General features: G+C 45.6%; 20 protein-coding genes. 7 read left to right on the forward strand and 13 right to left on the reverse strand.

Features of this window, described 5'->3' with window-relative positions; translation table 11 throughout:
* Nucleotides 1-2: 2 nt before the first annotated feature.
* A complete protein-coding gene (locus GPK58_RS03115) occupies nucleotides 3-275 on the reverse strand; it encodes an acylphosphatase (RefSeq protein WP_114001527.1) in 273 nt (90 codons plus the stop codon).
* A gap of 249 nt (nucleotides 276-524) precedes the next feature.
* Here GPK58_RS03115 and GPK58_RS03120 point away from each other — a divergent pair, with 249 nt between their 5' ends.
* Nucleotides 525-1,043, forward strand: a complete 519-nt coding sequence (locus tag GPK58_RS03120) for a nitroreductase family protein (protein WP_118514133.1) — start codon at nucleotides 525-527, stop codon at nucleotides 1,041-1,043.
* 182 nt (nucleotides 1,044-1,225) lie between these two features.
* Here GPK58_RS03120 and GPK58_RS03125 read toward each other — a convergent pair whose 3' ends face one another.
* Entirely contained in the window at nucleotides 1,226-2,137 is a 912-nt protein-coding gene (locus GPK58_RS03125) for a LysR family transcriptional regulator (RefSeq protein ID WP_015525527.1), read from the reverse strand.
* Nucleotides 2,138-2,214: 77 nt separating this feature from the next.
* The gene (locus tag GPK58_RS03130) at nucleotides 2,215-3,168 is read right to left on the reverse strand and encodes an SH3 domain-containing protein (RefSeq protein ID WP_244092755.1); all 954 of its coding nucleotides are present in this window, start codon (nucleotides 3,166-3,168) and stop codon (nucleotides 2,215-2,217) included.
* Nucleotides 3,169-3,531: 363 nt separating this feature from the next.
* Here GPK58_RS03130 and GPK58_RS03135 point away from each other — a divergent pair, with 363 nt between their 5' ends.
* Nucleotides 3,532-4,623, forward strand: a complete 1,092-nt coding sequence (locus tag GPK58_RS03135; RefSeq protein WP_215638176.1) for a DnaJ C-terminal domain-containing protein — start codon at nucleotides 3,532-3,534, stop codon at nucleotides 4,621-4,623.
* A 91-nt stretch (nucleotides 4,624-4,714) separates the two neighbouring features.
* Here the strand turns inward: GPK58_RS03135 and GPK58_RS03140 are convergent, their stop codons facing one another.
* Both GPK58_RS03140 and GPK58_RS03145 read right to left on the reverse strand, forming a co-directional pair.
* Nucleotides 4,715-5,806, reverse strand: coding sequence for a PTS transporter subunit IIC (locus GPK58_RS03140; RefSeq protein ID WP_015525523.1), 1,092 nt, complete (start codon nucleotides 5,804-5,806; stop codon nucleotides 4,715-4,717).
* Nucleotides 5,807-5,855: 49 nt separating this feature from the next.
* The gene (locus GPK58_RS03145) at nucleotides 5,856-6,980 is read right to left on the reverse strand and encodes an aldo/keto reductase (protein WP_215638177.1); all 1,125 of its coding nucleotides are present in this window, start codon (nucleotides 6,978-6,980) and stop codon (nucleotides 5,856-5,858) included.
* Nucleotides 6,981-7,319: 339 nt separating this feature from the next.
* Here GPK58_RS03145 and GPK58_RS03150 point away from each other — a divergent pair, with 339 nt between their 5' ends.
* A complete protein-coding gene (locus tag GPK58_RS03150; RefSeq protein WP_092073565.1) occupies nucleotides 7,320-8,165 on the forward strand; it encodes an AraC family transcriptional regulator in 846 nt (281 codons plus the stop codon).
* A gap of 15 nt (nucleotides 8,166-8,180) precedes the next feature.
* Here GPK58_RS03150 and GPK58_RS03155 read toward each other — a convergent pair whose 3' ends face one another.
* Nucleotides 8,181-9,812 carry a glycoside hydrolase family 36 protein gene (locus GPK58_RS03155; RefSeq protein WP_252195749.1) on the reverse strand — a complete coding sequence of 544 codons (1,632 nt, stop codon included), beginning with the start codon at nucleotides 9,810-9,812 and terminating at the stop codon, nucleotides 8,181-8,183.
* Nucleotides 9,813-10,327: 515 nt separating this feature from the next.
* Here GPK58_RS03155 and GPK58_RS03160 point away from each other — a divergent pair.
* Together GPK58_RS03160 and GPK58_RS03165 are read left to right on the forward strand one after the other, a co-directional pair.
* Nucleotides 10,328-10,780, forward strand: coding sequence for an Hsp20/alpha crystallin family protein (locus GPK58_RS03160; RefSeq protein WP_015525518.1), 453 nt, complete (start codon nucleotides 10,328-10,330; stop codon nucleotides 10,778-10,780).
* A gap of 368 nt (nucleotides 10,781-11,148) precedes the next feature.
* Nucleotides 11,149-11,793 (forward strand): orotate phosphoribosyltransferase, encoded by a 645-nt coding sequence (locus GPK58_RS03165; protein ID WP_015525517.1) that lies wholly within the window; start codon nucleotides 11,149-11,151, stop codon nucleotides 11,791-11,793.
* Nucleotides 11,794-11,870: 77 nt separating this feature from the next.
* On the opposite strand, the gene GPK58_RS03170 is transcribed toward GPK58_RS03165, so the two are convergent.
* On the reverse strand, nucleotides 11,871-12,860 hold the full coding sequence (locus GPK58_RS03170; protein WP_215638179.1) for a hypothetical protein: 990 nt from the start codon (nucleotides 12,858-12,860) through the stop codon (nucleotides 11,871-11,873).
* Between the two features lie 821 nt (nucleotides 12,861-13,681).
* Here GPK58_RS03170 and GPK58_RS03175 point away from each other — a divergent pair.
* Nucleotides 13,682-14,896 (forward strand): DUF4317 domain-containing protein, encoded by a 1,215-nt coding sequence (locus GPK58_RS03175; RefSeq protein ID WP_059086232.1) that lies wholly within the window; start codon nucleotides 13,682-13,684, stop codon nucleotides 14,894-14,896.
* 10 nt (nucleotides 14,897-14,906) lie between these two features.
* Nucleotides 14,907-15,704: an HAD family hydrolase gene (locus GPK58_RS03180; protein WP_215638180.1), complete on the forward strand. Its 798-nt coding sequence runs from the start codon at nucleotides 14,907-14,909 to the stop codon at nucleotides 15,702-15,704.
* A 106-nt stretch (nucleotides 15,705-15,810) separates the two neighbouring features.
* Here GPK58_RS03180 and GPK58_RS03185 read toward each other — a convergent pair whose 3' ends face one another.
* From GPK58_RS03185 to GPK58_RS03210, 6 genes are all read right to left on the reverse strand, one after another.
* Nucleotides 15,811-17,070 carry a hypothetical protein gene (locus tag GPK58_RS03185; RefSeq protein ID WP_049946995.1) on the reverse strand — a complete coding sequence of 420 codons (1,260 nt, stop codon included), beginning with the start codon at nucleotides 17,068-17,070 and terminating at the stop codon, nucleotides 15,811-15,813.
* Nucleotides 17,071-17,283: 213 nt separating this feature from the next.
* Entirely contained in the window at nucleotides 17,284-20,610 is a 3,327-nt protein-coding gene (gene mfd / locus GPK58_RS03190) for a transcription-repair coupling factor (RefSeq protein ID WP_129975133.1), read from the reverse strand.
* A gap of 7 nt (nucleotides 20,611-20,617) precedes the next feature.
* Nucleotides 20,618-21,196 carry an aminoacyl-tRNA hydrolase gene (gene pth, locus GPK58_RS03195; protein WP_215638181.1) on the reverse strand — a complete coding sequence of 193 codons (579 nt, stop codon included), beginning with the start codon at nucleotides 21,194-21,196 and terminating at the stop codon, nucleotides 20,618-20,620.
* Nucleotides 21,197-21,275: 79 nt separating this feature from the next.
* Nucleotides 21,276-22,226, reverse strand: a complete 951-nt coding sequence (locus GPK58_RS03200) for a TIGR03943 family putative permease subunit (protein WP_021651300.1) — start codon at nucleotides 22,224-22,226, stop codon at nucleotides 21,276-21,278.
* A gap of 122 nt (nucleotides 22,227-22,348) precedes the next feature.
* A complete protein-coding gene (locus tag GPK58_RS03205; RefSeq protein WP_173775496.1) occupies nucleotides 22,349-23,488 on the reverse strand; it encodes a CobW family GTP-binding protein in 1,140 nt (379 codons plus the stop codon).
* A gap of 212 nt (nucleotides 23,489-23,700) precedes the next feature.
* A complete protein-coding gene (locus GPK58_RS03210; RefSeq protein ID WP_015525508.1) occupies nucleotides 23,701-23,934 on the reverse strand; it encodes a hypothetical protein in 234 nt (77 codons plus the stop codon).
* Nucleotides 23,935-24,012 lie beyond the last annotated feature (78 nt).

A 24,012-nucleotide genomic window follows, 5' to 3' on the forward strand; every position in this document is an offset into this window, starting at 1 on the left:
CACTATCCTCTCACATGAAAGCCAAACTCCTCCTCCAGTGGAATTTCCCTCGCTTCAATCCCCTCGATCTCCACAAAGCTCTGCTGAGAAAGGCGTTCTACCATCTCCCGGATTTCTTCTCTGGTTCCCTGTACTTCCATTTCCACACGATCATCCCAGAGATTCCGTACCCAGCCGGTCAGTCCTATGGACTGTGCAATATAATAGGAGCGGTAACGAAAGCCTACTCCCTGTACTCTTCCTGAAAAATAAAAATGTTTCCGAATCTTTTCCATCTGGCACCTCATATTTTCTGTCTTAACTATTCTGTCTCTGTATCTCCACCCGAAATTCTCCCGCATCCGCCGCAGGAATATCATAACCAGATTATATAATATTTCTTTATAAATTGTAAAGTTATATCCTTCTATCTATTGGAAACTATAATCATCTGCGTTATAATGGTTTTTATCAGAATAAAAAGAAATTTACTTTCTTTTGCAGAAAATATTTTCAACAAAATTTAACATCAGGAGGTAATGATCATGAATGAAAGCATCAAAAACCTGTTAGAACGCAGAAGCATCCGCGCCTACAAAAAAGAACTTGTTCCGAAAGAAACTCTGGATACGATCCTGGAAGCAGGAAAATATTCCCCCAGCGGCATGGGACAGCAGAGCACTCTTATGGTAGTGACACAGGATCCGGAGCTGGTTGCAAGGCTTTCCAAAATGAACGCAGCTGTTATGGGCAGCACCTCAGATCCGTTCTACGGCGCCCCAACTGTGATCATTGTCTTTTCCGACAGCAAAATGGGCACCTGTGTGGAAAACGGAAGTCTTGTGATGGGAAATCTCATGAATGCCGCACATGCTCTCGGCGTGGACTCCTGCTGGATTCACCGTGCAAGAGAAGTTTTTGACTCCGAGGAAGGAAAAGAGCTGAAGAAGCAGTGGGGTGTTCCAGAGGAATATATCGGCGTGGGCCACTGTGTTCTTGGATACCGTGACTGTGAGTATCCAACAGCCAAACCGCGTAAGGATGGTTTTGTGATCCGTGTGTGATCGGCTTGCAGAATAAAATTTCCACTGCCAAAAACTTTTAATGTAAATAAAGATCTGACAGATTCCTGCATGATACGCATCGCTACGTATCTGAGAATACACAGGGAAACAACCCTCCGGTATCATAAATACCAGAAGCTTTTCCCGTCTTCTCCGGCAGTGATCTGTCAGATTTTTTTCTCTTATTTCAGTGCTTTATCCTTATATCTGGAAATCTCCTCCAGATATTTTTTCCCAAGGGCACTGATGTTAACACCCTTTCTGGCAACATAACCGATTGTCATGATCTCATCGGAATCCAGCTTCACAGCACAATAATCGGAACCATTAAGATCCTCACAGATAATACCGGAGCATAAGGTATATCCATTCAGTCCTACCATCAGGTTCAGCATAGTAGCCCTGTCATCGGCTTTGATCAGCCGTTTGTATTCATAGGTGCTCAAAACCTCCTCAGCAAAATAAAAAGAGTTATTTCCTCCCTGTTCAAAGGACAGACACGGATATTCCTTCAGTTCTTCCAGCGTGATCTTCTCACGCTTCGCCAGAGGATGCCCCTTCCACATATAAACATAGATCCGACAGTTGAGAAGTTCGTGAAACTCCAGACCATACTCGTGAAACATTTTTGTAAGTACCTTACGGTTAAAATCATTTACGTAGAGGATCCCGATCTCACTCTTGAAATTACGGACATCCTCGATGACCTGATGCGTCTTGGTCTCGTGAACCGCAAATTCGTACTCATCCATGCCGAATTGCTTTACCAGCTCCACAAAGGCATTAACTGCAAAGGTATAATGCTGCATGGAAACACTGAATTTTTTGCGTGACTGTTCCTTGGAAATATATTTGGCTTCCATCAGTTCGTACTGTTCCACCACCTGCCTTGCATACCCCAGAAATTCTTCGCCTGCAGGCGTTACGGCGATTCCTCGGTTCGTTCTTCGGAAGATCTCAACACCGGTTTCTGCTTCCAGCTCCCGGATTGCCGTGGAAAGACTGGGCTGAGAAATATAAAGGCTTTTTGCTGCCTCGTTCATAGATCCGGCTTTTGCAATTGCTATGGTATATCTGAGCTGTGCCAGAGTCATCTTTCTGCCTCCCCGTTTCTTGTTCCGGCTTTCTGTTCCTCTTCAGGCAGATCCGGCAACAAGCATCCTTTATCTTTTTATTTAAGGTAGTTCTTATCTACATATCCTTCTTTTCCAAGCTTCGGAACATATACATACCAGTAAGTACTGTCTTTCTTCTCAATGACTTCTACCGTATCTCCGTTATTCAGCTGGGCGATCTCATTGTCCTTGTCATACGCCTTTGTACTGCGCAGAGCCAGATAGCCGCTTTCCACTTTAACAGTCATGGATGGAGTTGTCGTACCTGAGCCTCCGGTAAGATAGTTCCTGTCAACATAACCGGTCTTATCCAGCTGCGGAACATATACATACCAGTACTGATCGTTGCTGGTGTCCTTCACCTGAACCGTGTCACCGGTATTCAGCTGTCCGATCTCATTGCTTTCATTATAGGCTGCCTTATTGCGAAGGGCAAGATAACCAGTTTCTACTTTGACTGTCCACAGACCACTATTGTAAATATACCGGTTATCCACATATCCGGATTTATCAAGCCCCGGAGCATATACGTACCAGTAAGTAGAATCACTGCTGTCCTTTACAAGAACGACATCTCCGGTATTCAGACGTCCGATCTCGTTACTGTCATTGTAAGCTGCGGTACTTCGAAGAGCCAGATAGCCTTTTTTTACCTTTACTGTCCAGGAATCGTTGGAAGCTGTGGCGTTCTCTGCTATCTGGATATAGTTTTTGTCCAGATATCCGGATTTATCCAGTCTTGGCACGTATGCATACCAGTAGGTAGCGTCCTTCCGATTTGTAACTTCCACAAGATCTCCTGTATTCAGCTGTCCGATCTCATTGCCTTTGTCAAAAGCCTTCTCACTCCGGAGAGCCAGGTATCCATCTGTGACTTTGACTTTAAAAGTGGTTCCTGCTGCTGCCTTTGCCTCCCGGATCGTCGCCGGAAAAGCTGCTGCCAGTATAAGTGTCAGAAGTACCAGCCTTTTTACTGCCTTTATATTGGACAGAAGAGTTCTTTTTCTCATATTATACGCCTCCTTTTCTTTTTTGGATCTTTCTCTAATCTGCGGCTCTCTCTGTTTTTTTTACTGAGCAGACCGCACCGGAATTTATAGTAGTATTATATCATATTTTCAGCTGATAGCTGTAAGAATCATATCTCTCATTGCAGTCCAAAATGTTCTTTTTCGCAATGCAGGTATTGACACTTTTAATTAGTAGTGTTATATTACATGTAGAACAATATAAAAGTAATGCCCCCGGGATTTTTCCCGGGGAATTTTATACGCATACGTTCAATATATGACAGTCCGGGAGATCTGTCCTCTGAGAGGACAGATCGATCATCCGGGACGCTGCAGACTATAATATAAGGGAAGGTGAATACCATGGCAGTAAAAAGAGATTATTACGATGTTCTGGGCATTGACCGGAACGCAGATGAAAAAACAATAAAAAAAGCCTATCGTAAACTGGCTAAAAAATATCATCCGGATACAAACGCCGGTAATGCAGATGCCGCAGATAAATTTAAAGAAGTAAACGAAGCCTACGATGTCTTAAGTGATCCAAAGAAGAAAAAAATGTATGATCAGTTTGGTCATGCCGCATTTGAAGCAGGAGCTGATCCTGGAGCCGGCGCAGGTGCCGGTGGATTCGGCGGATTCCAGGGTGGCGGCAATGGCAGCTATCAGGAATTTCATTTTAACGGTGAAAATATGGACGATATTTTTGGTGATATCTTCGGAAATATGTTCCACGGCAGTCACGGCGAAAGCCGCGGTTTCGGCAGCAATGGCACATATGAGCATTTCACCGGTAACGGTGGCGGCTTTCACAGTGGATTTGGCGGAAGTGGCTTTCACAGTGGCAACGGCTTCGGCGGATTCCATCAACAGGATTTTCCGCAAAAAGGCTCTGATGTGAAGGCCAGCATCAACGTTACCTTTGATGAGGCAGCTTTTGGTGCAGATAAAAGGATCTCTCTGTCCGGTCCGGACGGAAGATCCGGTGCACCGCAGACACTTCAGATTCATATTCCGGCAGGTATTGATACCGGCAAGAGTATCCGTCTGAAAGGAAAAGGCATGCCCGGAACCGGCGGCGGTGAGCCTGGTGACCTTCTTCTGAAGGTTACCGTAGGAACACGTCCTGGCTATGAACGAAAGGGATCGGATGTTTATACCACCATTTCTATTCCTTACACAACCGCTGTTTTCGGCGGTGAAGCCACCGTTCCCACCCTTTACGGAAATGTTATCTGTAAGATCAGGGAAGGTATGCAGTCCGGTTCCAAGATCCGCCTGAGAGGAAAAGGCATTGTTTCCATGAAGAACCCTTCCGTCCGCGGTGATCAGTATGTAACCATTCAGATCCAAGTTCCTCAGAATCTGAATTATTCCGCAAAAGAGAAACTCCATGAATATGCAAAGGCCTGTGGACTGGAACGGAGTAATGCCACCGGATCACATGTAGCATAAAAGTTAAAATAAAAGAGTATCACAAAGCTCATCACTATCAATGAGTTCCTGTGATACTCTTTTTTGATTTTAAAGTAAGATCTGATATAGCTTATGACAGCGTCATATCTCCATCTTTCACCCATCCGAGCTTACGTACAAACATATTGATCAACGGGCAGAGAACTGCCGGGAGAATAAAAGAGATCAGGAAAAGTCCTGCCCAGTCCATAGCTGTAACAGCTGTCTTGGTTCCTTCTGCAATATCATTCATCCATCCTGTATACACACCGATCTGACCTACAAAACCGCAAGTACCCATTCCTGAGGATACAGCAGTTCCGTTCATCTGAAGCCTGAACAAGCAGGTTGCAATAGGTCCTGTGATAGCAGATGTTACGATCGGAGCGATCCAGATCCTTGGATTTCTGACGATATTTCCCATCTGAAGCATGGAAGTTCCAATTCCCTGAGAGACAAGGCCACCCCATTTGTTTTCCCTGAAGGACATGACCGCAAAACCTACCATCTGCGCACAGCAGCCCGCTACTGCAGCGCCGCCTGCCAGTCCGGTAAGTCCCAGAGCCGCGCAGATCGCAGCAGAAGAGATCGGCAGCGTTAGTGCGATTCCAACAAATACAGAAACCAAGATTCCCATAAAGAATGGCTGCAGATCTGTTGCCCACATGATCACGCTTCCTACCTTCATGGCAGCTTTTCCAAGAGCCGGTGCCCACCATGCGGAAAGACCTACGCCCACACCGATGGTTACAAGAGGCGTTACAAGGATATCGATCTTTGTTTCCTTTGAAACTGCCTTACCGATCTCAGCTGCAACAATGGCAACAAACAGTACAGCCAGAGGACCGCCTGCTCCGCCAAGTGCGTTGGAGGCAAATCCAACGGTGATCAGCGAAAACAATACCAGCGGCGGGCAATGCAAGGCGTAACCGATGGCTACTGCCATGGCAGGGCCGCTCATGGCAGATGCCAGAGAACCTACTGTATACTGGGTATCATTGACTGTGGCAACTGCCATAGTCAGAAACGGAATGTGAAACTGTGTGCCAATGGTGTTGATGATCGTACCGATCAGAAGGGAACAGAAAAGTCCCTGTGCCATAGCTCCCAGTGCATCGATACCATATCTCTTCAGAGAGATCTCAATATCCTTCCGTTTCAGAAATGCTTTGAATTTTTCCATTTTTAAACTCTCTCCTTACCCTGATCCGCTTCCTGCCGGATCAGTTCTTTTATTTGCAAAAAGCCTCGCTTACTTTCTCAAGTTCCTCGCGGATGGAAATATGCTGCGGACATACTTCCTCACACTGTCCGCATTTTACACATTCATCTGCACGCTTTCTGCCATGACTGACTACCAGCCAGTCTTCCTGATGCGCTGCGGCGGCTTTATTTCCGTACAATGTCAGATAATTCATTGCTGTAAAAGAACCGGAAATTCCGATTTCCATCGGACAGACCTTTGCACAGTAGTTACAGGTTGTGCATGGGATCAGAGGAATTTTGCTCATAGCCTCTCTTGCCTTATCAAGAGTCTCCTTCTCACTGTCAGTAAGGCCATTGAAATCCTTCATAAAGGAAAGGTTATCCTCCATCTGTGCAACATTGCTCATTCCGGAAAGTACGGTGATCACGCCTTCCAGATTTGCCGCAAAACGGATCGCCCAGGATGCTGTGGATGCTTCCGGCTCTGCTTCCTTCAGAAGCTTTTCCACTGCTTCCGGCGGAGTTACAAGCATGCCGCCTTTTACAGGTTCCATGATAATGACCGGTTTTCCATGTTTTCTGGCTACCTCGTAGCAGGCTCTTGACTGGATCGCCGGATTTTCCCAGTCTGCGTAATTGATCTGCAGCTGTACAAATTCCATTTCCGGATGTGCAGTGAGAAGTGCATCCAGCTCCTCCGGTGTGGAGTGGAACGAAAATCCTGCATGTCTGATCAGACCGGCTTCCTTCTGTTCACGGATCCAGTCCCATAAACCGTACTCATCAAAATATTTTGTTCTGTGCTCTCCAAGATTGTGAAGAAGATAAAAGTCGAAATATCCTGCCTTTGTTCTCTCCAGAGATGTTTTAAACTGTGCAAGAGCTTCATCTCTTGTCTTACAGTTGATCCAGGCTGCCATCTTGGTGGCTAGCTGATATTTTTCTCTCGGATAACGCTCTACCAGCGCTTCGCGGATAGCATCTTCGCTTCCTGCATAAGCCCATGCTGTATCAAAATATGTAAATCCGGCTTCCATAAATTTGTCCACCATGACTTTGGTCTGCTCCACATCGATCACACCTTCTGATTTCTGCGGAAGTCTCATAAGGCCAAAACCAAGTTTTTTGATTTCTTCACCTAAATATGCCATATCTTTCTCCCTTCTTATTACATACCGGAAAATTCCTCATATCATCTGATATATCACCGGATAAGCAATATTTCTGACACAGATATCTCCCGGACCGTTATATTTTTGCCGCAGAGAAACTGCGTTTCTCCTATTATAACGATATTTTTCCTGGTGGTAAACCTTTTTCTTTTACAAGTGTCAAGACAATGCCAGGATATAAAAAACAGCTGCCGCACGTTTATTGCACGGCAACTGTCTTTTGTCCTATCAGTTCATCTTTGTTCTTTACACCTCAGATCAAATATTTTAAACTGATATTACTTATAATAACCATATATCGAAAGGCAGAAAACTCTCATGAAAAACAAGCAGGTCATGAACCGCCAGACTTCATCAAAAGAACTTCATCTTATTTCCTGCGGCTGGGAAAAATGTACACCGGAACAGTCCTACGGCCCTGGTGTCCGGCGATATTACACCATCCATTTTGTGCTGAGCGGACAGGGATATTTCTATATGAACAACCGGAAATATACCTTGAAAGCCGGACAGTGCTTTTTCATTCCTCCTGTGACCAGCTCTCTCTACAAAGCGGAACCTTCTGATCCCTGGACTTATATCTGGATCTGTTTCAACGGGGAAAACGCTCCAACGCTTTGCGAACACTGCCATCTTACCGGGGAAACTCCGGTCCAGCAGCTGAATTCGGTTCTTCCATATCAGGAAACTATTCTTGAAATGATGGCTCATCCACAACTGACGCCTTCCGGTGATGCCTATATCCAGAGCGGTCTTTACCGGATCATTGCCCTGCTGGAGGAAGAATTTCATGCTTCCTACACCACCATGGAATCCAACGATAATTTTTACATCACACAGGCTGTTGATTACATCAAAAAAAGTCCGCTACAGAATATCACTGTGACAGATGTTGCTGACTATCTCCATATCAGCCGCAGCCACCTTTACGGACTTTTTAAAAAACATCTTGGAACCACACCCCAAGCATTCCTGACTTCAGCCAAGATCATCAACGCCCGGGAGCTTCTGACCATCACGGATATCCCTGTCTCCAGCGTGGCGTTCTCCTGCGGATATCAAAATCCATTTGCCTTTTCCCGTGCCTTCAAAAAAGAAACCGGCATGACGCCACGGGAATACCGGGAAAAATATCATCATGCCGAGGATCTTCTGGATTGCTGAACCACTTTTCCTGATTTACGGAACAACTACCTTGGCATTATAGTACTCCACCGTAGCATCCATGGTCGGACCTTCGTTGTCAAACCAGTCATAAGTGATAGTTTCGCCGTTTTCTCCCCATACCTCCGGGCAGTCGATTTCTTCCCAGTCAAGCGGAACAAAATGCTCTTCCTGTTCTGATGCACGCAGCATGATCTGATGCAGCTCCTCAAATTCCTCCGGATTCAAAACTCCAGGTTTTGCGGATACAAACAGTGGTGTACCGCTCTTTGCAAGAACGTCTGCCCACTGACGATTTTTCTCCCATGGGATCATTCCGAAAATACCGACACAGTCTGCATCAATATGGTAAAACGTATTGTGCTGCGGAAGACGGAATGCCAGCGTATTTACGCCCATTCGTCTGGTACGCTCCCAGATACGTCCGCTGGTATCGTCACCGGTCCGATTCAGATGCATCAGGCCTGCGCCGAGATGTCCGATGGTATTGCAGCCGATGATCACTGCGTTGTTGCTCCGGGAAGCATCATAAATCTCCTGATAAAGCATTTTTACGATTTCTGCGCTGGTTTTGGTCTGATCATAAAAATGCCATTTCTCCATGGAATTGTCTCTTAAATTCGCCTCAAATCCCCACTTCCCAAAGAGATCAAAGGTAGAAAAATCATGCTTGATCAGCGTGTATCCCCAATCACAGATCCTCTCGATATCTTTACGGATATATTCCAGTGCATCCGGGTGGGACGGATCGAGACAGTCATTATAGGAAATCCTCCACTCATTCGGGATATTCTCATCTTCATTAAGAAGCAGACGGACCCAGATACCCGGGCGGACACCTTTTTTCTCCAGCTTGTCTGCAAGACCTTTCATATCCGGAAATCTGTCATTGCCTTTTGTCCAGGGTCCACCGTTGTATTCATCCAGGCGGTGATGTTCCTGCCAACAGTCATCAATGACCATGAACGGAGGATTTTTTACACCTTCGGTCAGTTTCAGGATATAATCGGTATCACTTAAGATCTCCTCTTCGGAGCTGTCACCGTAAGCATAGTACCAGTTATTGCTTCCATATACCGGAAACTCTGGGAAGATCGGATCTGCACACATTTTTTCACAGAATTTCTGTGCAGTTTCAAAAGTATCTGCTCCTTCTGCTTCCATGCAGACGATCTGTGCGGCACACAGCTTTCTTCCTTTCAGCTGTACTCCTGTATTTCCGCAGCGAACATCCAGAAACAAAGTAATTCCTTTGGTATCCACCTGCCAGCAGCACATAGCAGAAGGACGGACCTTTACACCAAAGCAGAGAACCTTCTCAGAAAGCTTCGCCAGAAAATACCATGGCAGATAACGGTTTCCGCTCATTCCATGCCATTCCGCATCACCATAGGTACGTTCCCAGGCATCTCCCAGAAATCTGGCTGATTTCGGGATCTTATAGTTCCATCTCAGCTTCACACATCTCACTGCATCCTCGGATGTGACAAATATATCCTCATGTTCACCTGCATCCTGAAATTCCACAGTAGTTGCACCGGCAGCTACTGTCGTCTGCCCTCCCTGGCACACAAGTCTCTCCTCTTCTGTTTCCACTGTTACATAATCCGGTACCCCAAGCTTAAAATCTGCATATTTTTTCTGCATTATTCTCTCCTCCTGTACTTTTTCATTTACATTTTGCTTTACCTGCATACTCATGAACACTGTCTTTCTATCGTCTGTTCAACTCAGAAGAATGTACGAAAAATTTTTTTAATACATTTTGTCTATATGCCTTATTATATTGATTTTTTTGGTTTTTTCTATGCTTTAAAGTTATTATAACATTGCAGAATGTTCAATCTGCATAAGCTTTTCAGACCTTGTCCGATTCGCTTTTTAATATAAGAACATAAAGGGCTAAAGGTGGAAATTAGTTTTTCATTTTACGGAACACAAATTCTTCACAATTTTTTAGCACTCACCTCTTGACTTTGCTAACAACATGTGTTATATTACATATAGAACAAAGGAGAAGATAAAAAAGAACTTCCAGATGTTCAGAATAAAACCAAACGATCACCACTGCGGAATAACCCGAAGTGGTAACTATATACCGGCAACAGTTGGATTTCTTGATCCACCGGAACGGCTTTTCAATTTGAAAGGAGAAATGACTTATGATGTTCCCGAGTGTATTTGGAGAAAACTTATTTGATGACTGGATGGATGATTTTGGATTCAGAGATAATTTCTTTAGCGGAAAGAACCCTCTTTATGGCAAACATGCAAAAAATATCATGAAAACTGATGTACGTGAAACAGATAAAGGCTATGAGCTGGATGTAGATCTTCCAGGATTTAAGAAAGATGAAGTACAGGTACAGCTGAAGGATGGTTATCTTACCATCTCTGCTGCCAAGGGTCTTGACAAAGACGAGGAAGACAAGAAAGGCAATTATATCCGCCGTGAACGTTATGCCGGCAGCACAAGCAGAAGCTTCTATGTTGGTAATGGTGTAAAAAACGAAGATGTCCATGCAAAATTTGAGAACGGTGTTCTGAGACTTTCTATTCCGAAAAAAGCAGCTGAAGAGATTGAAGCTGATAAATATGTATCTATTGAAGGCTGACATCGACTCACTCTCACAGGGGGAGAATCCATAAGGATTCTCCTCCTCTTTTTTATACGCAATAATACATATGACACTCTCTTTCCAATTTACTACGTACTCACAAGTACTTTCACTCTATAGTAATGATCCTATTGTCAAAGTTTTCATGATATTGGATATTTTTTAACAAATACGCTTGATTTTTTGAATATTTTTTATATATTTTGCATTATATTATTTCATTTTTTTGAAATTAATGGTATAATATGCACAGCTAATCGGATATTTGCAATCCGCATTCGGTTAAATAAATCTGTTTCGTAATCCTTCAGGATAATTCTCCTGAACAACCACGTAAAACACGATCACGACAGGAGGTTTTTATTATGGATCAGGACAACATCATAAAAATTTATGCACGCACTGACAACCGCATACAGCTTAAAATGATTCCGGGACACTTCGTAACATCCCAATCCCATATCACACACTACCTGGATCTCACTACTATGAAATCCAGATGCGCTGAAGCACAGCGTATTGCATCCGCTCTCGCAGCAAATTACGAAGCATCCATTCCGGTAGACACCATCGTCTGCATGGACGGACTTGAAGTGATCGGTGCTTATCTCGCCGAAGAACTGACCAAAGCCGGCGTCCTTTCCATGAACGCACACCAGACCATCTACGTCATCACCCCTGAGTTCAACAGCACCGGGCAGATGATCTTCCGCGACAACTATGAACCAATGATCAATGGAAAAAACATCCTCATCCTAAATGGCTCCATCACCACCGGATCCACATTGAACCGAGCTATCGAAAGCGTTCTGTACTATGGCGGTAAGATCCGCGGCGTGGCAGCCATCTACAGCAGTGTAGACAGTGTAGCCACACTCCCTGTCCACTCTATCTTTCAGGCCAGAGACATCCCGGACTATCACTCCTACCGCTCTGACAACTGCCCACTGTGCAAAAACCGCCAGAAGATCGATGCTATTGTCAGCAGTTATGGATATTCTGTATTATAAGATTCAGATCAATCAACGAATCAACGAATCCCCCATGGATAGCAAAACCAGTGGGGGATTCTCTTTATCTTTTCTTATTATAATTGATATTCTCTGTACATGGCTTCACGCATTTCTTTATCTGTAACAACCTTCTGAATCTCATTACCACGATCATCAAGTATAAGCCTGTTGATCAGAACACTAAGTCGTTCTTCCCCCTGGGCCATTCCCCGGGCCATTCCCTGAGCTATTCCCTGAGCCATTCCCTGAGCCATTCCCTGTTCTCGCCCCAGTGCTTCAGCCTGTTCTTTAGCTTCCGCCATCAGTCTTGCCCTTTTCTCAGATTCCAGTTCCAGAACATGTCCACCCATAATCTCACCTATTCCTTTCCGGACTTTCTCCTCATTTCTGAAAATATGATCAGATATCCGAGTTATCAGTCCAATCAGATCACTGAACAGTTCAGACCTTCCAGATTCAGTGATCTCTACCTCCAGTTTACTCCGGATCACTTCATATTCATTCAGTAATTCCTGAAAAAGTTGTGGATTCTCACTCATCTCATGCCCTCTTTTTTCATATCGCATGATATAAAAAGGAAGCAGCATAAGAAGACTCTTTTCAAATATCTTATCTTTTGTATAATTCTCTACTTTAATGGCAGGCACTCTGTACAAATGACATCCCCCATCCGGAAAAACCACATCCACTTCCAGAAAATCCGGCGTATTCCTACTATTTCTCAGATACAACACACAAGAACGTGGAAACTCCATCCGATACCTCCGTCCCTGCTTTCTGGCAAACTCAACAGCAGTTGCAAAATCATACTCTATCATCCGTACAGCCATTGTCGTGTCATCCGTACTCTGACATTCTATATGATAAATCCTGTTTCCGATCAACAGCCGCGAATCCGTAATAATCTCACCATCCACCCGCTGATACTCATTACGCAACTGCACAATCTCCACATCAGCCGGGTATGATGTATGAAAAACATCATTGATCAAAGGCACGACCAGAAACGTCATTTTCTCCATCATAGTACGAAAAACATCATCAAAAATCGTATTATCTCTCAAACAATACTCCTTCTGGTATATACAATTATACCATCAACCAAACACTTCAGAAACCCTGTATACAGTTTTTATAAATATTTTTTGAAAAAACACTTCAGACATTGAAGCAAAAAGAAACCAAATAAATGGATAGATCTTATAAGATATACAAATCATACCACACATCCCACCACAACACCACAAAAACCCATCTCCAAATTTCGACACCACCTTCCAGCGTCCAGCAACGCACCGACGCTCACAACCTCCCTGACAAACACATAGAATCTCAAGCTTCCTAACTACAAGCGTCCAGCAACGCGCCGACGCTCACAACCTCCCTGATAAACACATAAAATTTCAAGCTTCCTAACTACAAGCGTCCAGCAACGCGCCGACGCTCACAACCTCCCCGGCAAACCACAAGGAAACTCAGCCTTTCCTCCCAGCCATCCAGCGCAGCGCTGATGGCTCATCCAACTCCCGTCAGACCACTCTATCCCTCCCAACATGACCGCACAGTGTGAGGTTTGCAGCAGAAGTCCGGGTGCTTTGGAGTGAGCCTTGGTCCATACTTAGCGTCTGAGGTGGTTCACGGAGAGGTACCCGGCGGCCACAAGCCGCAGGGTAAGGCCCATCTGTCTGAGCCAGGTACGCATCAGCGTACATGGCGAGTTATGGGCCGGCCGCTCCGTGAGACACCTCAGACGCTTAGTATGACCAGGCGAAACGACGGCACCCGGACTTCTGCTGCAAATCTCACACGTCCGTCCGTGTCATCTTGCCCCCACCAAACACCTGTGCTATAATCAAACTAATCAAAAAACCGAGGTAAACCACACATGAACAAAAAAGAAATCGCAGAAATAAAAAAACAATTCACCCCTGACCGCTGCTCCATCACCCGCATCTGCGGCTGCTACGTAGACGGTGAAAAAAACAAAAAAACCGAACTCAAAGAAGCCTTCTTATCCTTATCAGAGGAAGAAACCTTCAAATACTTCGACATCTTCCGAAAAACCCTCACCGGCACCATCGGAAAAAACCTCATCAACATGGAATTTCCTCTGGATCAGGAAACCGAAGGCGGAACCCAAAACTTCCTCATGAAACTCCGCAAAAGCAAACTCACCGACGACACCCTCACCGAAGCCTTCTACGACAGAATCATAGAAAACTACGACTACGGTGAAAACTACTACATCATCCTCATCCACGCAGTCTACGACATCCCCGGCAAATCCTCCGACGGTGCCGAAATGTTCGACGCTTCCGATGAGATCTACGATCACATCCTCTGCAGTATCTGCCCGGTCAAGCTCTCCAAAGCAGGCCTGCATTACAATGCAGAGACAAACAATATTGAAGACCGTATCCGGGACTGGCTGGTAGAAATGCCTGACTGGGGCTTCCTTTTCCCACAGTTCAACGACCGCAGTACCGATATCCACGGACTTCTCTACTACACCAAAAACGCCGAAAATCTCCGCTCCACCATGATGGAAGAAGTCTTCGGCTGCACCACACCACTATCTGCCGGAACCCAGCGTGACTCCTTCAATGCTCTGGTGGAAGAAACCCTTGGTGATGACTGTGCCTACGACACAGTCCTTGAGATCCATGAAAAGCTCAACGATCTCATCGAATCCCAGAAGGACGAACCGGAACCTGTTGTCCTCACCAAATCCGAAGTCAAACGTCTCTTCGAAGAATGCGGCGTAGAAGACGAAAAGCTCCAGAACTTCGATGAACAGTATGAGCTTGCCGCAGGAGAAAAATCAGCTCTGGTAGCATCCAACATCACCAACACCCGGAAATTCGAGATCAAAACCCCTGACGTGGTGATCCACGTAGCGCCGGACCGGGCAGAACTGGTAGAAACCCGCATCATCGATGGCCGAAAATGCCTTGTGATCCCCATGGAAAGTGAAATAGAACTCAACGGCATCCGTGTCAGCACACTGAACTCTGTTGAAGATACATCCGCAGAACCGCTTCCTGTTAATGATATTACTGACATTGATAACAGTAACACCGAAGAAGAAATCCCATTTTAAAGGAGACCATATGAACGATAAAAAAATCCTGTTCTTCGACATAGACGGCACACTGCTTACGCCTCACCCCTTCAAGGTTCCGGAGAGCACCAGCCGCGCCCTCACAAAAGCCCATGAAAACGGTCATCTTCTTTTCATCAACACCGGCCGCACCAAAGTAATGATGCCCTCTGCACTCTCAGAGCTTCATTTCGATGGCTATATATACGGCTGTGGAACCCACATTTACATGGACAACAAATTGCTTTTTTTCCGCACAGTCCCAAATCTTCTGTGCAAGGAAACCGTAGACCTTCTCCGCAAATACAAGATCGAGGCAATTTTTGAATCCAACACTGAGATCCTATATGATGGTGCATCTCCGGCCCAGTCCGAATTCGGAGTCAAAATGCGAAAAGAAATTCCAATGGTCGACATCACGAAATTCAATCGGGAGGATGCCTGCACTTACTCTTATGACAAATTCCTGGTACATATGCTGCCGGATTCCGATGTCGAAAAATTCCGCAGCTTCTGTAATGATCATTACACCTATTTTGATCACGGAGACGGAATCTGGGAAGTCACACAAAAGGGTACCAGCAAAGCCACAGGCATGGAATTTCTCCTGGACCGCCTTTCCATCCCCAGGGAAAACTGCTATGCATTCGGAGACAGTCCCAACGACCTTCCCATGCTGAAAGCTGCCGGAGTCAGCGTTGCTATGGGAAATGCTTACGGAGGCATCGAAAAACACTGCACATACCAGACAAGCGCAGTAGACAGGGACGGGATTCTTCACGCACTGGAGCATCTCGATCTAATCTGACGATCCATAAAGCAGGCATGAGCATTACAAAAAACGAGCCGTGTACGATAAACCCGTACACGGCTCGTTGTCTTTTCTCTTATCATTCCATTGTAAACATGGTATCTTATTTCTCAGCTTCCGGTGTAGCAGCTGCCTCAGATTCTGTACTGTCTGCAGTCTCCTCATCAGCCTTTGCAGAATCTCCCTCTGTCTCCGGTGTCTCAGTCACATCGGTCTGCTCCTCAGCTGCCGGTGTCTCGGTTGCCTCAGCCTCTGCAGAATCTGCTGTCGGTGTCTCAGTTACATCCGGGTCCGGTGTCGGAGTTGGAGTCTGGATCGTAAAGCTATGATTATCTGTGATCTTGATCTTCTTAATCAATTTTTTCTCTTCTTTGATATCAGCTTTCTTCTTCCAGCCATCTGTTGTATCATTATAAAAATCATCCTTCTTGGTGTTTGTCAGAGACTCTTTCTTACTCTCCGTTGCAGTTTTATCATTCTTGGAATCCAGTCTCACAACATACCATACGGAATCTGTCTTTATGATCTCCTCGTTCAGTGCACCCTCGTCCAGCTTTCTTAAAGCGGTACGAACCTCATCCGGATAAGTAGTTCCGTTAGCAGCACTGTCATCACCTTCCTCATAGGTAGGGCATGTTCCGGTTGTTGCGGTCATATCCTTGGAGATCTCATCTCCAAGAGTATTGAAATCTGCAGCCGGATCCTCTTTAACCTTGTCATAGAACTTCTGAAGATTCTCTTTATTCTTCTTGATATCATCATCGGAAAGATCATCTCCGCTGACCTTTGCACTTGCATAGCTGAAAGACATCTGCTGATATTCTTTCTCATCCAGCTTCACGTCCGCTTTGGCTTCAATGGCATCCTTCATCTTCACATCGTATGTTTCAAGCTCGAGGAAAGTCTTCACCATATCTTCATCAACCGCAAGCTCTGCAATTGTCTCATCGGAATTGGCAGCCATAAAGTTCTTGGCAGCTTCCTCAAGAGCCTTCTGCTCATCATCTGTGATTTCAACATCATACTCGGAAGCGTGTTCTTTCTCCAGACACATCTTTTCAACAGTTTCAACAGAAGTTGTTACCGCATTTTCACCGTAAGTCTCATCGGAATCATCATCCATTTTGGTACTCCAGATAGACATATCGCTTCCACCGCCAAGATACATCTTGTACATTGCCTCAGCCTGTGCCTGCTGCATACGTGCTGCCAGACTTACAACGCCAAACGGGATTTCCTGCTTATTGACTGTCACTGCGATCTTTGTACCATCGAGTTTTTTATTTCCGCAGCCTGCCATCATTCCTGCCGCTGTAACGCAGACAAGAGCAGTAACTGCCGCTTTCTTTACTGAATTTCTCATTTCATCCTCCATCTATCCGTCCATAAGAATCACGGTCCGGCTCTTATTCCATAATACTTGATTATAAACGTTTTCACCTTTAAGAGCAAGGAATTTCACGAACTTACACGACATTTCACAAATTATCCACAAGTCTTTCCGGGAAAATATCCGGTATCCACAAACCGGATGTTTTTTCCCGTGGATAACCCTAAGCTTAGCTGATTCTTCCCTTTACTCCAGTGGCTCTGCCAGTTTTGCCAGCTCCCCCGCAAACTTCATCAGCTCTTCGATCAGCCTTCCCTGTGGTGTCAGGATAAATTTCGGCTCATGATCAGCCTTAAACTGCAAACCTCTCCGGTACTGCGCCATAATAGCCGGGATACCTGCGGGATCCAGCTTGGCCTTTTCATAGAGCGTGATCCGGACATCTTTTCCAAGCTGCTTGATCTCCGTCACATATCCCTGATGGGCAAGAGCCTTCAGTCTTGCAATGGCAAGAAGATTCAGCACAGCTTTTGTCGGCTCGCCAAAACGGTCGATCAGCTCCTCCAGCATATCGTCATATTCCTGCTGGCTTTCAATACCGGCAATACGCTTATAAATATCCAGCTTCTGGAACTCGTTGCCGATATAGGAATCCGGGATAAATGCATCAATATTGAGATCAATGGTCGTCTCAAAATCATCCATAGTCCGGATTCCCTTTGCCTCCTTGACAGCCTCACTGAGCATCTTGCAGTAAAGGTCATAACCAACTGCGTTCATATGCCCGTGCTGCTGAGCACCGAGAAGATTTCCTGCTCCACGAAGCTCCAGATCCTTCATAGCTATCTTAAAACCGCTTCCAAGGTCTGAATACTCCCGCATGGCGCTGAGCCGTTTCTCCGCGGTCTCCTGGAGCATCTTGTTTTTGGTATACATCAGGAATGCATAAGCAGTCCTGTTGGAACGTCCTACACGCCCACGGAGCTGATAAAGCTGGGAAAGGCCATATCTGTCCGAATCATGGATGATCATAGTGTTTACGTTGGAAATATCCAGTCCTGTCTCAATAATAGTGGTGGAAACCAGTACATCCACATCTCCATTGATAAAATCATACATTACCTGCTCCAGTTCCCTCTGACTCATCTGTCCATGTGCAAAATCCACTCTGGCCTCCGGCACAAGTCTGGATATCCGAAGGGCTACTTCGGCAATGTCATTGACTCGATTATATACGTAATACACCTGTCCCCCCCGGCGAAGCTCCCTGCGGATGGCTTCCCGAACAGTCTCCTCATCGTACTCCATAACGTATGTCTGGATCGGCACACGATCCATCGGCGGCTCTTCCAGAACGCTCATATCACGGATACCGATGAGACTCATATGAAGAGTTCTCGGAATCGGCGTTGCCGTCAGCGTCAGTACATCCACATCTTTTTTCATCTGCTTGATCTTCTCCTTGTGAGTAACACCAAAGCGCTGCTCCTCATCAATGATCAGAAGTCCAAGATTTTTAAATTCCACATCTTTTGAAAGAACTCTGTGGGTGCCGATCACAATATCTACCTGCCCCTTTTTGATCCCTTCGATGGTCTTTTTCTGCTGGGCAGATGTCCGGAAACGGCAGAGAAGCTCCACCTTCACCGGAAATTCTTTCATACGCTGTACAAAGGTATTGTAATGCTGCTGGGCAAGAATGGTAGTAGGGACCAGATAAACCACCTGCCGGCTTTCCTGTACTGCCTTAAACGCAGCTCTTAAAGCCACCTCCGTCTTTCCGTAACCAACGTCACCACACACAAGACGGTCCATGATCCTAGTGCTTTCCATATCTCTCTTGGTATCCTCAATGGCTGCCAGCTGATCCTCTGTCTCCTCATAGGGAAACATCTCCTCAAATTCCTTCTGCCATACGGTATCCGGTCCGCAGACATACCCCTCTTTCTCCTGGCGGACTGCATAAAGCTCTACCAGCTCTTTTGCGATATTTTTTACCGCACCCTTAACACGGCTCTTGGTCTTATTCCACTCCTGACCGCCAAGCTTGTTCAGCTTAGGCGTTTTTGCATTTTCGGAGGATCCTGAATATTTCTGCAAAGCATCCAGCTGGGTTGCCAGGATATAGAGATTACTGCCGCCCCGGTATTCGATCTTGATGTAATCCTTCACAACACGGTCAACCTCTACCTTTTCGATTCCACGGTAAATACCCAGTCCGTGCTTTTCATGAACAACAAGATCACCAATGGAAAGCTCTGCAAAATCCTGGATCCTGTTTCCGCTGTACTTTTTCTTTTTTTTACGCTTTTTCTGCTCTTTGCCGAAAATATCGGTTTCCGTCATCACTGCAAATTTGATTAGCGGATACTGGAAGCCACGTCTTGCGTGACCATAGACAACCATGATCTCCCCGGGACTGATGATACGATCCATGTCCTGGCTGTAAAAAGCATTCAGTCCTTCCTCTGAAAGATCCTTTGCCAGACGCTCCGCCCTGGTCCTGGAACCGGAGAGCAATGCGATCCGGTATCCCTGACTCTTATACTGAAGGAGATCCTTTACCAGAAGTTCAAAGCTGCTGTTATAAGAATCTACAGACTTCACCGTAAGATCAAATTCCTCATTGATCTTCCATCCGGAACGTCTGGGAGAAAGTGCGGATACAGCCACACAATTCCGTCTGTTCAGCTTCTTCTGCAGTTCCTGAAAGCCACATAGCCACTGCTCCGGAAGATTTGCCTCGCCTTTTTCCTCTCTGTGCATACGACTCTGACGGTACTCTTCCTCCACACCCTCGCCGTTTTCTGCCAGGTGGTTCAGTTCATCCAGAAACACCAGTGTTTTTTCTTCCGGAAAATAATCCAGAAAGGATACCATATCTTCTCCGTCCATCTTTTCTGCGGCCGGATAAATCGTAATTTCATCTACATTTTCCAGAGATCTCTGACTTTCCGCATCAAAGCTCCGGATAGAATCCACCTCATCATCCCACAGTTCGATACGCCAAGGATTATCCTCTGTCAGCGGATAGATATCAATGATTCCTCCACGCACAGAAAACTGCCCCGGAAGCTCTACCTGACCGGTGCGTTCATACCCCAGCTCTACCAGCTCTTCCTTCAACTGATCCAGATCGATCACACTGTCACTTTTAAAATGAAGAAGTCTGCTTCTAATCTTTTCCAGCGGCATCAGGAAATCCATACATCCGTCAATGCTGGTAACAACGGTCACTTCTTCCTGTTCCAGAAGTGCCCGGATCACACGCATCCGCTGCCGGATCAGAAGATTTCCGTGTATATCTGCCTGAAAAAACAGAAGATCCTTTGCCGGATAAAAATATACATTTTTGTCATAGAAGCGGTAATCCTCATAGATTTCCTTTGCGTTGCGCTCATCATCCGCAAGGATCAGATGATATGGAAAAAGCCCGGAAAGTCCATACATCAGATGGACCTTCTGGGACTCCATGCATCCGGAAACATTAAGAATTCCGCAGTTTGCGCCACAGCGCTTTTTTATTTCCCCAAACTCTGCAAGACCCTGCAGAGGATGCAAAAATGCTTCCATACAAACCTCAATTCTTAGGCTTTTTCCTGTTATATTTATTCATCGCCGCATCTACGCCCTCGGACAGGATCATCTCCACAGCCTCTGCCGCATCATTGATCCCTTCATCCACAAGCTTGCGGTCACTGTCCGAAAAATGACCCAGCACAAAATCTGCCAGATCCCAGTCTTTCGGTTTTGCACCGACACCAACACGGATGCGGATAAATTTTTCAGTTCCAAGGCGGCGGATGATATCCTTGATCCCTTTATGTCCGCCCGCACTGCCCTTTTTGCGGATACGAAGCTGCCCAGGCTCCAGATCGATATCATCGTAGATCACGATCAGCTCTGTCTCCGGATCGATCTTGAAATAGCCGGACATCTCCTGGATCGGACCGCCGCTTAAATTCATATAGGAAAGCGGTTTCATCAGAATAGCTTTTTCACCGCCGATGATACCTTTTCCATACATGGCATTAAATTTTACGCCGCCCTGCGGGATATTATGCTTCTCCACAAGACAGTCAACTGTGTCAAAGCCCATATTGTGGCGTGTAGCCTCATACTGCTTTCCCGGATTTCCCAAACCTGCAATTAAATACATAAAAACTCCTCAGCTGTAATTTACCTGTTTCAATGTCAGGCCTTCTTATGCCTTAAGGCATACAAATGCTCTGATCGTATCAGTTGAAATATACCATCTCATCAGCAAGTGGCTCACAAACTTCTACATGCTCTGCGTAAAGTACGATTCCCTCTCCCTGATATTCCATTCTCTTCTCAAACGCAACCTTCGCAGTAACATCCACCCACTGGCCTTCTGCGATCTTCGGAGCAAAAGCGCTCTTGCAGATGTAACCAAGGAATGTGGTATCATCTGCACAGCATGTCATGGCTGTTCTTCCGGGAACAAAGAATTTGCTTCCCATTCCACGCGGCTTCAGGGCACGTGCTTTAAAGTGAACGGTTTTTCCGACATAACGGTCCGGATGATCCATGGAATCCACAAACCAGATACCATAATCCTCCGGGAGGATATCGATCACCGGCGCATCAATATCAAATGGCATCTCATCCTCAAAAAGATCACCAAGCTCGCCTTCTTCATCCTCAAAGATGATCTCCGCACGCTGGTTCACCACCTTGATGCTTCTTCTGTAAGAAGGAAGCGGATCGTTCTCCTGGCAGCGGTTAAAGATAACCATATCCGCATTGCGGACCATATCCATAAAAAGGGACTTCATATTCGCCATATAAACCTGGAATGTGCTTGCATCCACACAGGTGATATGCTGCTCCACGCCCCAGCCTTCCGGTTTTTCCATTTCCTCGAATTTACTTACCAGCCACATGCCATTATACTCAATGATCACCCGCTCCGGCTGATGCAGGATCTCCATTGCCGCAAGTCGTTCCGGTGTAAGCTCTTCCTCACTGTCAATGCTCTCCACAACGGTATTGCACTGTTTCAGTGCTTCCTCATCATATTCTTCCTCACCCTCTTCGCAAAGGATCAGCAGTGTTTTTCCATCGATCTGAAAGTAATCCTGCTGCAGGGTAAAGCTCAGGAAAGAGGTCTTGCCGCTTTCCAGAAAACCTGTGATCAGATAAACGGGTACTCTGGTCTCTTCCATAAATCCATCCTATCAGATACTGTACGATTTAATGTACAGTATCTGTTTCCTTTCTGTAACAATCTATATCTGTATTCCGCTTTGGCTTTGCGTCAAAACGGACATTTATTTTATCATATGCTTTATGCGATCCCGAAAAGCTCCTCCAGTGCATGCTCGTCAAGCTTAGAACCGATCACGCACAGACGGCCTGTATATTCCGGTGCACCCTCACGGATCTCAGTTTCTTCCGGAACCATATCAAAATAGATCCATGTTCCGTCTTCTGCCGGAAGCATTCCCTTTGCACGGAGGATGATACCGTATTTATCAGACTCGGAAAGTGCCTCAAGGATCTTCTCAAGTCCCTCACGTGTATATTTTTTAATAGTCTCACGGCCCCAGCTTGTGAAGACCTCATCTGCATGATGATGGTGGTGGTCATGTCCACAGCCACACTCTCCATCGTGGTGATGGTGATGCTCATGCTCTTCATGATCATGGCCACAGCCGCACTCTCCGTCATGGTGATGATGCTCATGCTCTTCATGATCATGGCCACAGCCGCACTCTCCGTCGTGGTGATGGTGATGCTCATGCTCTTCATGATCATGGCCACAGCCACACTCTCCGTCGTGGTGATGATGATGCTCATGCTCCTCCTCAAGCATCTCCTGCTCCAGGGATACCGGATGCTCCATAACCTCTACCAGCTTCTTACCGTCAAGATTCTCGATCGGAGTTGTAATGATAGCAGCATCCTTATTCAGGCTGCGAAGAAGCTCCAGGGACTCCTGAACCTTTTTCTCACTTGCAATATCGGTACGGCTCATGATGATAGCACCTGCATACTGGATCTGGTTATCAAAGAACTCACCGAAGTTCTTCATATACATTTTGCATTTTTTTGCATCAACAACAGTTGTATAGCTGTTCAGTTTAATGTCAACCTCGTCCTGAACACCCTGTACAGCCTTGATAACATCAGAAAGCTTACCAACTCCTGATGGCTCGATCAGGATCCTGTCCGGATCATATTTGGTAACAACCTCTTTCAGAGAGGTTCCGAAATCTCCTACCAGAGAGCAGCAGATACATCCGGAATTCATCTCACGGATCTGGATCCCTGCCTCTTTCAGGAAGCCGCCGTCAATACCGATCTCACCGAACTCGTTCTCGATCAGAACTACCTGCTCACCCTGAAATCCATCCTTCAGAAGCTTTTTGATCAGAGTTGTTTTTCCGGCGCCAAGGAAACCGGAGATAATATCAATTTTAACCATTTTGTATACACTCCTTTTAACGTAGTTTGACCAGGAAGTATTATACCCCCTGGTTGTATCCTGTTATGCTCATGATGACAGAGAAAAAATTACCTGTTTCTGTATCTGCTGTCATTATATCCATTTTACAAAACAGACATTCCTATTCTGCTTTACATTCAGATTAATAGAGGGATGTGAAAAGCTCACATCCCTGAAAATCGTTCTTCCTATCAGCCGTTGATCATAAAGTTCATAAGCTTGTCGATATCCTCTTTCTCTGCTGCAACGATCTCAAGCTCCGGGATCTCACCAGCGGAAAAGATGTTTGCAAGAGATACATACTGGGAAAGCTTGGATTTCAGGTTCAGTCTGTCTCCCTCTCCTGTTACAAGCTCTACTCTACCCTTGCAGCTGTCAATTACCTCAAAAAATTTATCAATATCTGTAATATGTGTTACTTTCATTTTAAAAATCTCCTTTCTTATTAAAGGGCTGTTCTTAACTCTTTCCGTTAGATTATACCCCAGTGTTTTTAAAAAAGC

It is taken from the genome of Blautia sp. MCC270, assembly GCF_018785605.1.
GTDB lineage: Bacteria > Bacillota > Clostridia > Lachnospirales > Lachnospiraceae > Blautia_A > Blautia_A fusiformis.

Bases quoted from the DNA above. Each gene is read 5' to 3' on its own strand.
- GPK58_RS03115 (WP_114001527.1), bottom strand. From the start codon at position 275: ATGGAAAAGATTCGGAAACATTTTTATTTTTCAGGAAGAGTACAGGGA.
- GPK58_RS03120 (WP_118514133.1), top strand. From the start codon at position 525: ATGAATGAAAGCATCAAAAACCTGTTAGAACGCAGAAGCATCCGCGCC.
- GPK58_RS03125 (WP_015525527.1), bottom strand. From the start codon at position 2,137: ATGACTCTGGCACAGCTCAGATATACCATAGCAATTGCAAAAGCCGGA.
- GPK58_RS03130 (WP_244092755.1), bottom strand. From the start codon at position 3,168: ATGAGAAAAAGAACTCTTCTGTCCAATATAAAGGCAGTAAAAAGGCTG.
- GPK58_RS03135 (WP_215638176.1), top strand. From the start codon at position 3,532: ATGGCAGTAAAAAGAGATTATTACGATGTTCTGGGCATTGACCGGAAC.
- GPK58_RS03140 (WP_015525523.1), bottom strand. From the start codon at position 5,806: ATGGAAAAATTCAAAGCATTTCTGAAACGGAAGGATATTGAGATCTCT.
- GPK58_RS03145 (WP_215638177.1), bottom strand. From the start codon at position 6,980: ATGGCATATTTAGGTGAAGAAATCAAAAAACTTGGTTTTGGCCTTATG.
- GPK58_RS03150 (WP_092073565.1), top strand. From the start codon at position 7,320: ATGAAAAACAAGCAGGTCATGAACCGCCAGACTTCATCAAAAGAACTT.
- GPK58_RS03155 (WP_252195749.1), bottom strand. From the start codon at position 9,812: ATGCAGAAAAAATATGCAGATTTTAAGCTTGGGGTACCGGATTATGTA.
- GPK58_RS03160 (WP_015525518.1), top strand. From the start codon at position 10,328: ATGATGTTCCCGAGTGTATTTGGAGAAAACTTATTTGATGACTGGATG.
- GPK58_RS03165 (WP_015525517.1), top strand. From the start codon at position 11,149: ATGGATCAGGACAACATCATAAAAATTTATGCACGCACTGACAACCGC.
- GPK58_RS03175 (WP_059086232.1), top strand. From the start codon at position 13,682: ATGAACAAAAAAGAAATCGCAGAAATAAAAAAACAATTCACCCCTGAC.
- GPK58_RS03180 (WP_215638180.1), top strand. From the start codon at position 14,907: ATGAACGATAAAAAAATCCTGTTCTTCGACATAGACGGCACACTGCTT.
- GPK58_RS03185 (WP_049946995.1), bottom strand. From the start codon at position 17,070: ATGAGAAATTCAGTAAAGAAAGCGGCAGTTACTGCTCTTGTCTGCGTT.
- mfd (WP_129975133.1), bottom strand. From the start codon at position 20,610: ATGGAAGCATTTTTGCATCCTCTGCAGGGTCTTGCAGAGTTTGGGGAA.
- pth (WP_215638181.1), bottom strand. From the start codon at position 21,196: ATGTATTTAATTGCAGGTTTGGGAAATCCGGGAAAGCAGTATGAGGCT.
- GPK58_RS03200 (WP_021651300.1), bottom strand. From the start codon at position 22,226: ATGGAAGAGACCAGAGTACCCGTTTATCTGATCACAGGTTTTCTGGAA.
- GPK58_RS03205 (WP_173775496.1), bottom strand. From the start codon at position 23,488: ATGGTTAAAATTGATATTATCTCCGGTTTCCTTGGCGCCGGAAAAACA.
- GPK58_RS03210 (WP_015525508.1), bottom strand. From the start codon at position 23,934: ATGAAAGTAACACATATTACAGATATTGATAAATTTTTTGAGGTAATT.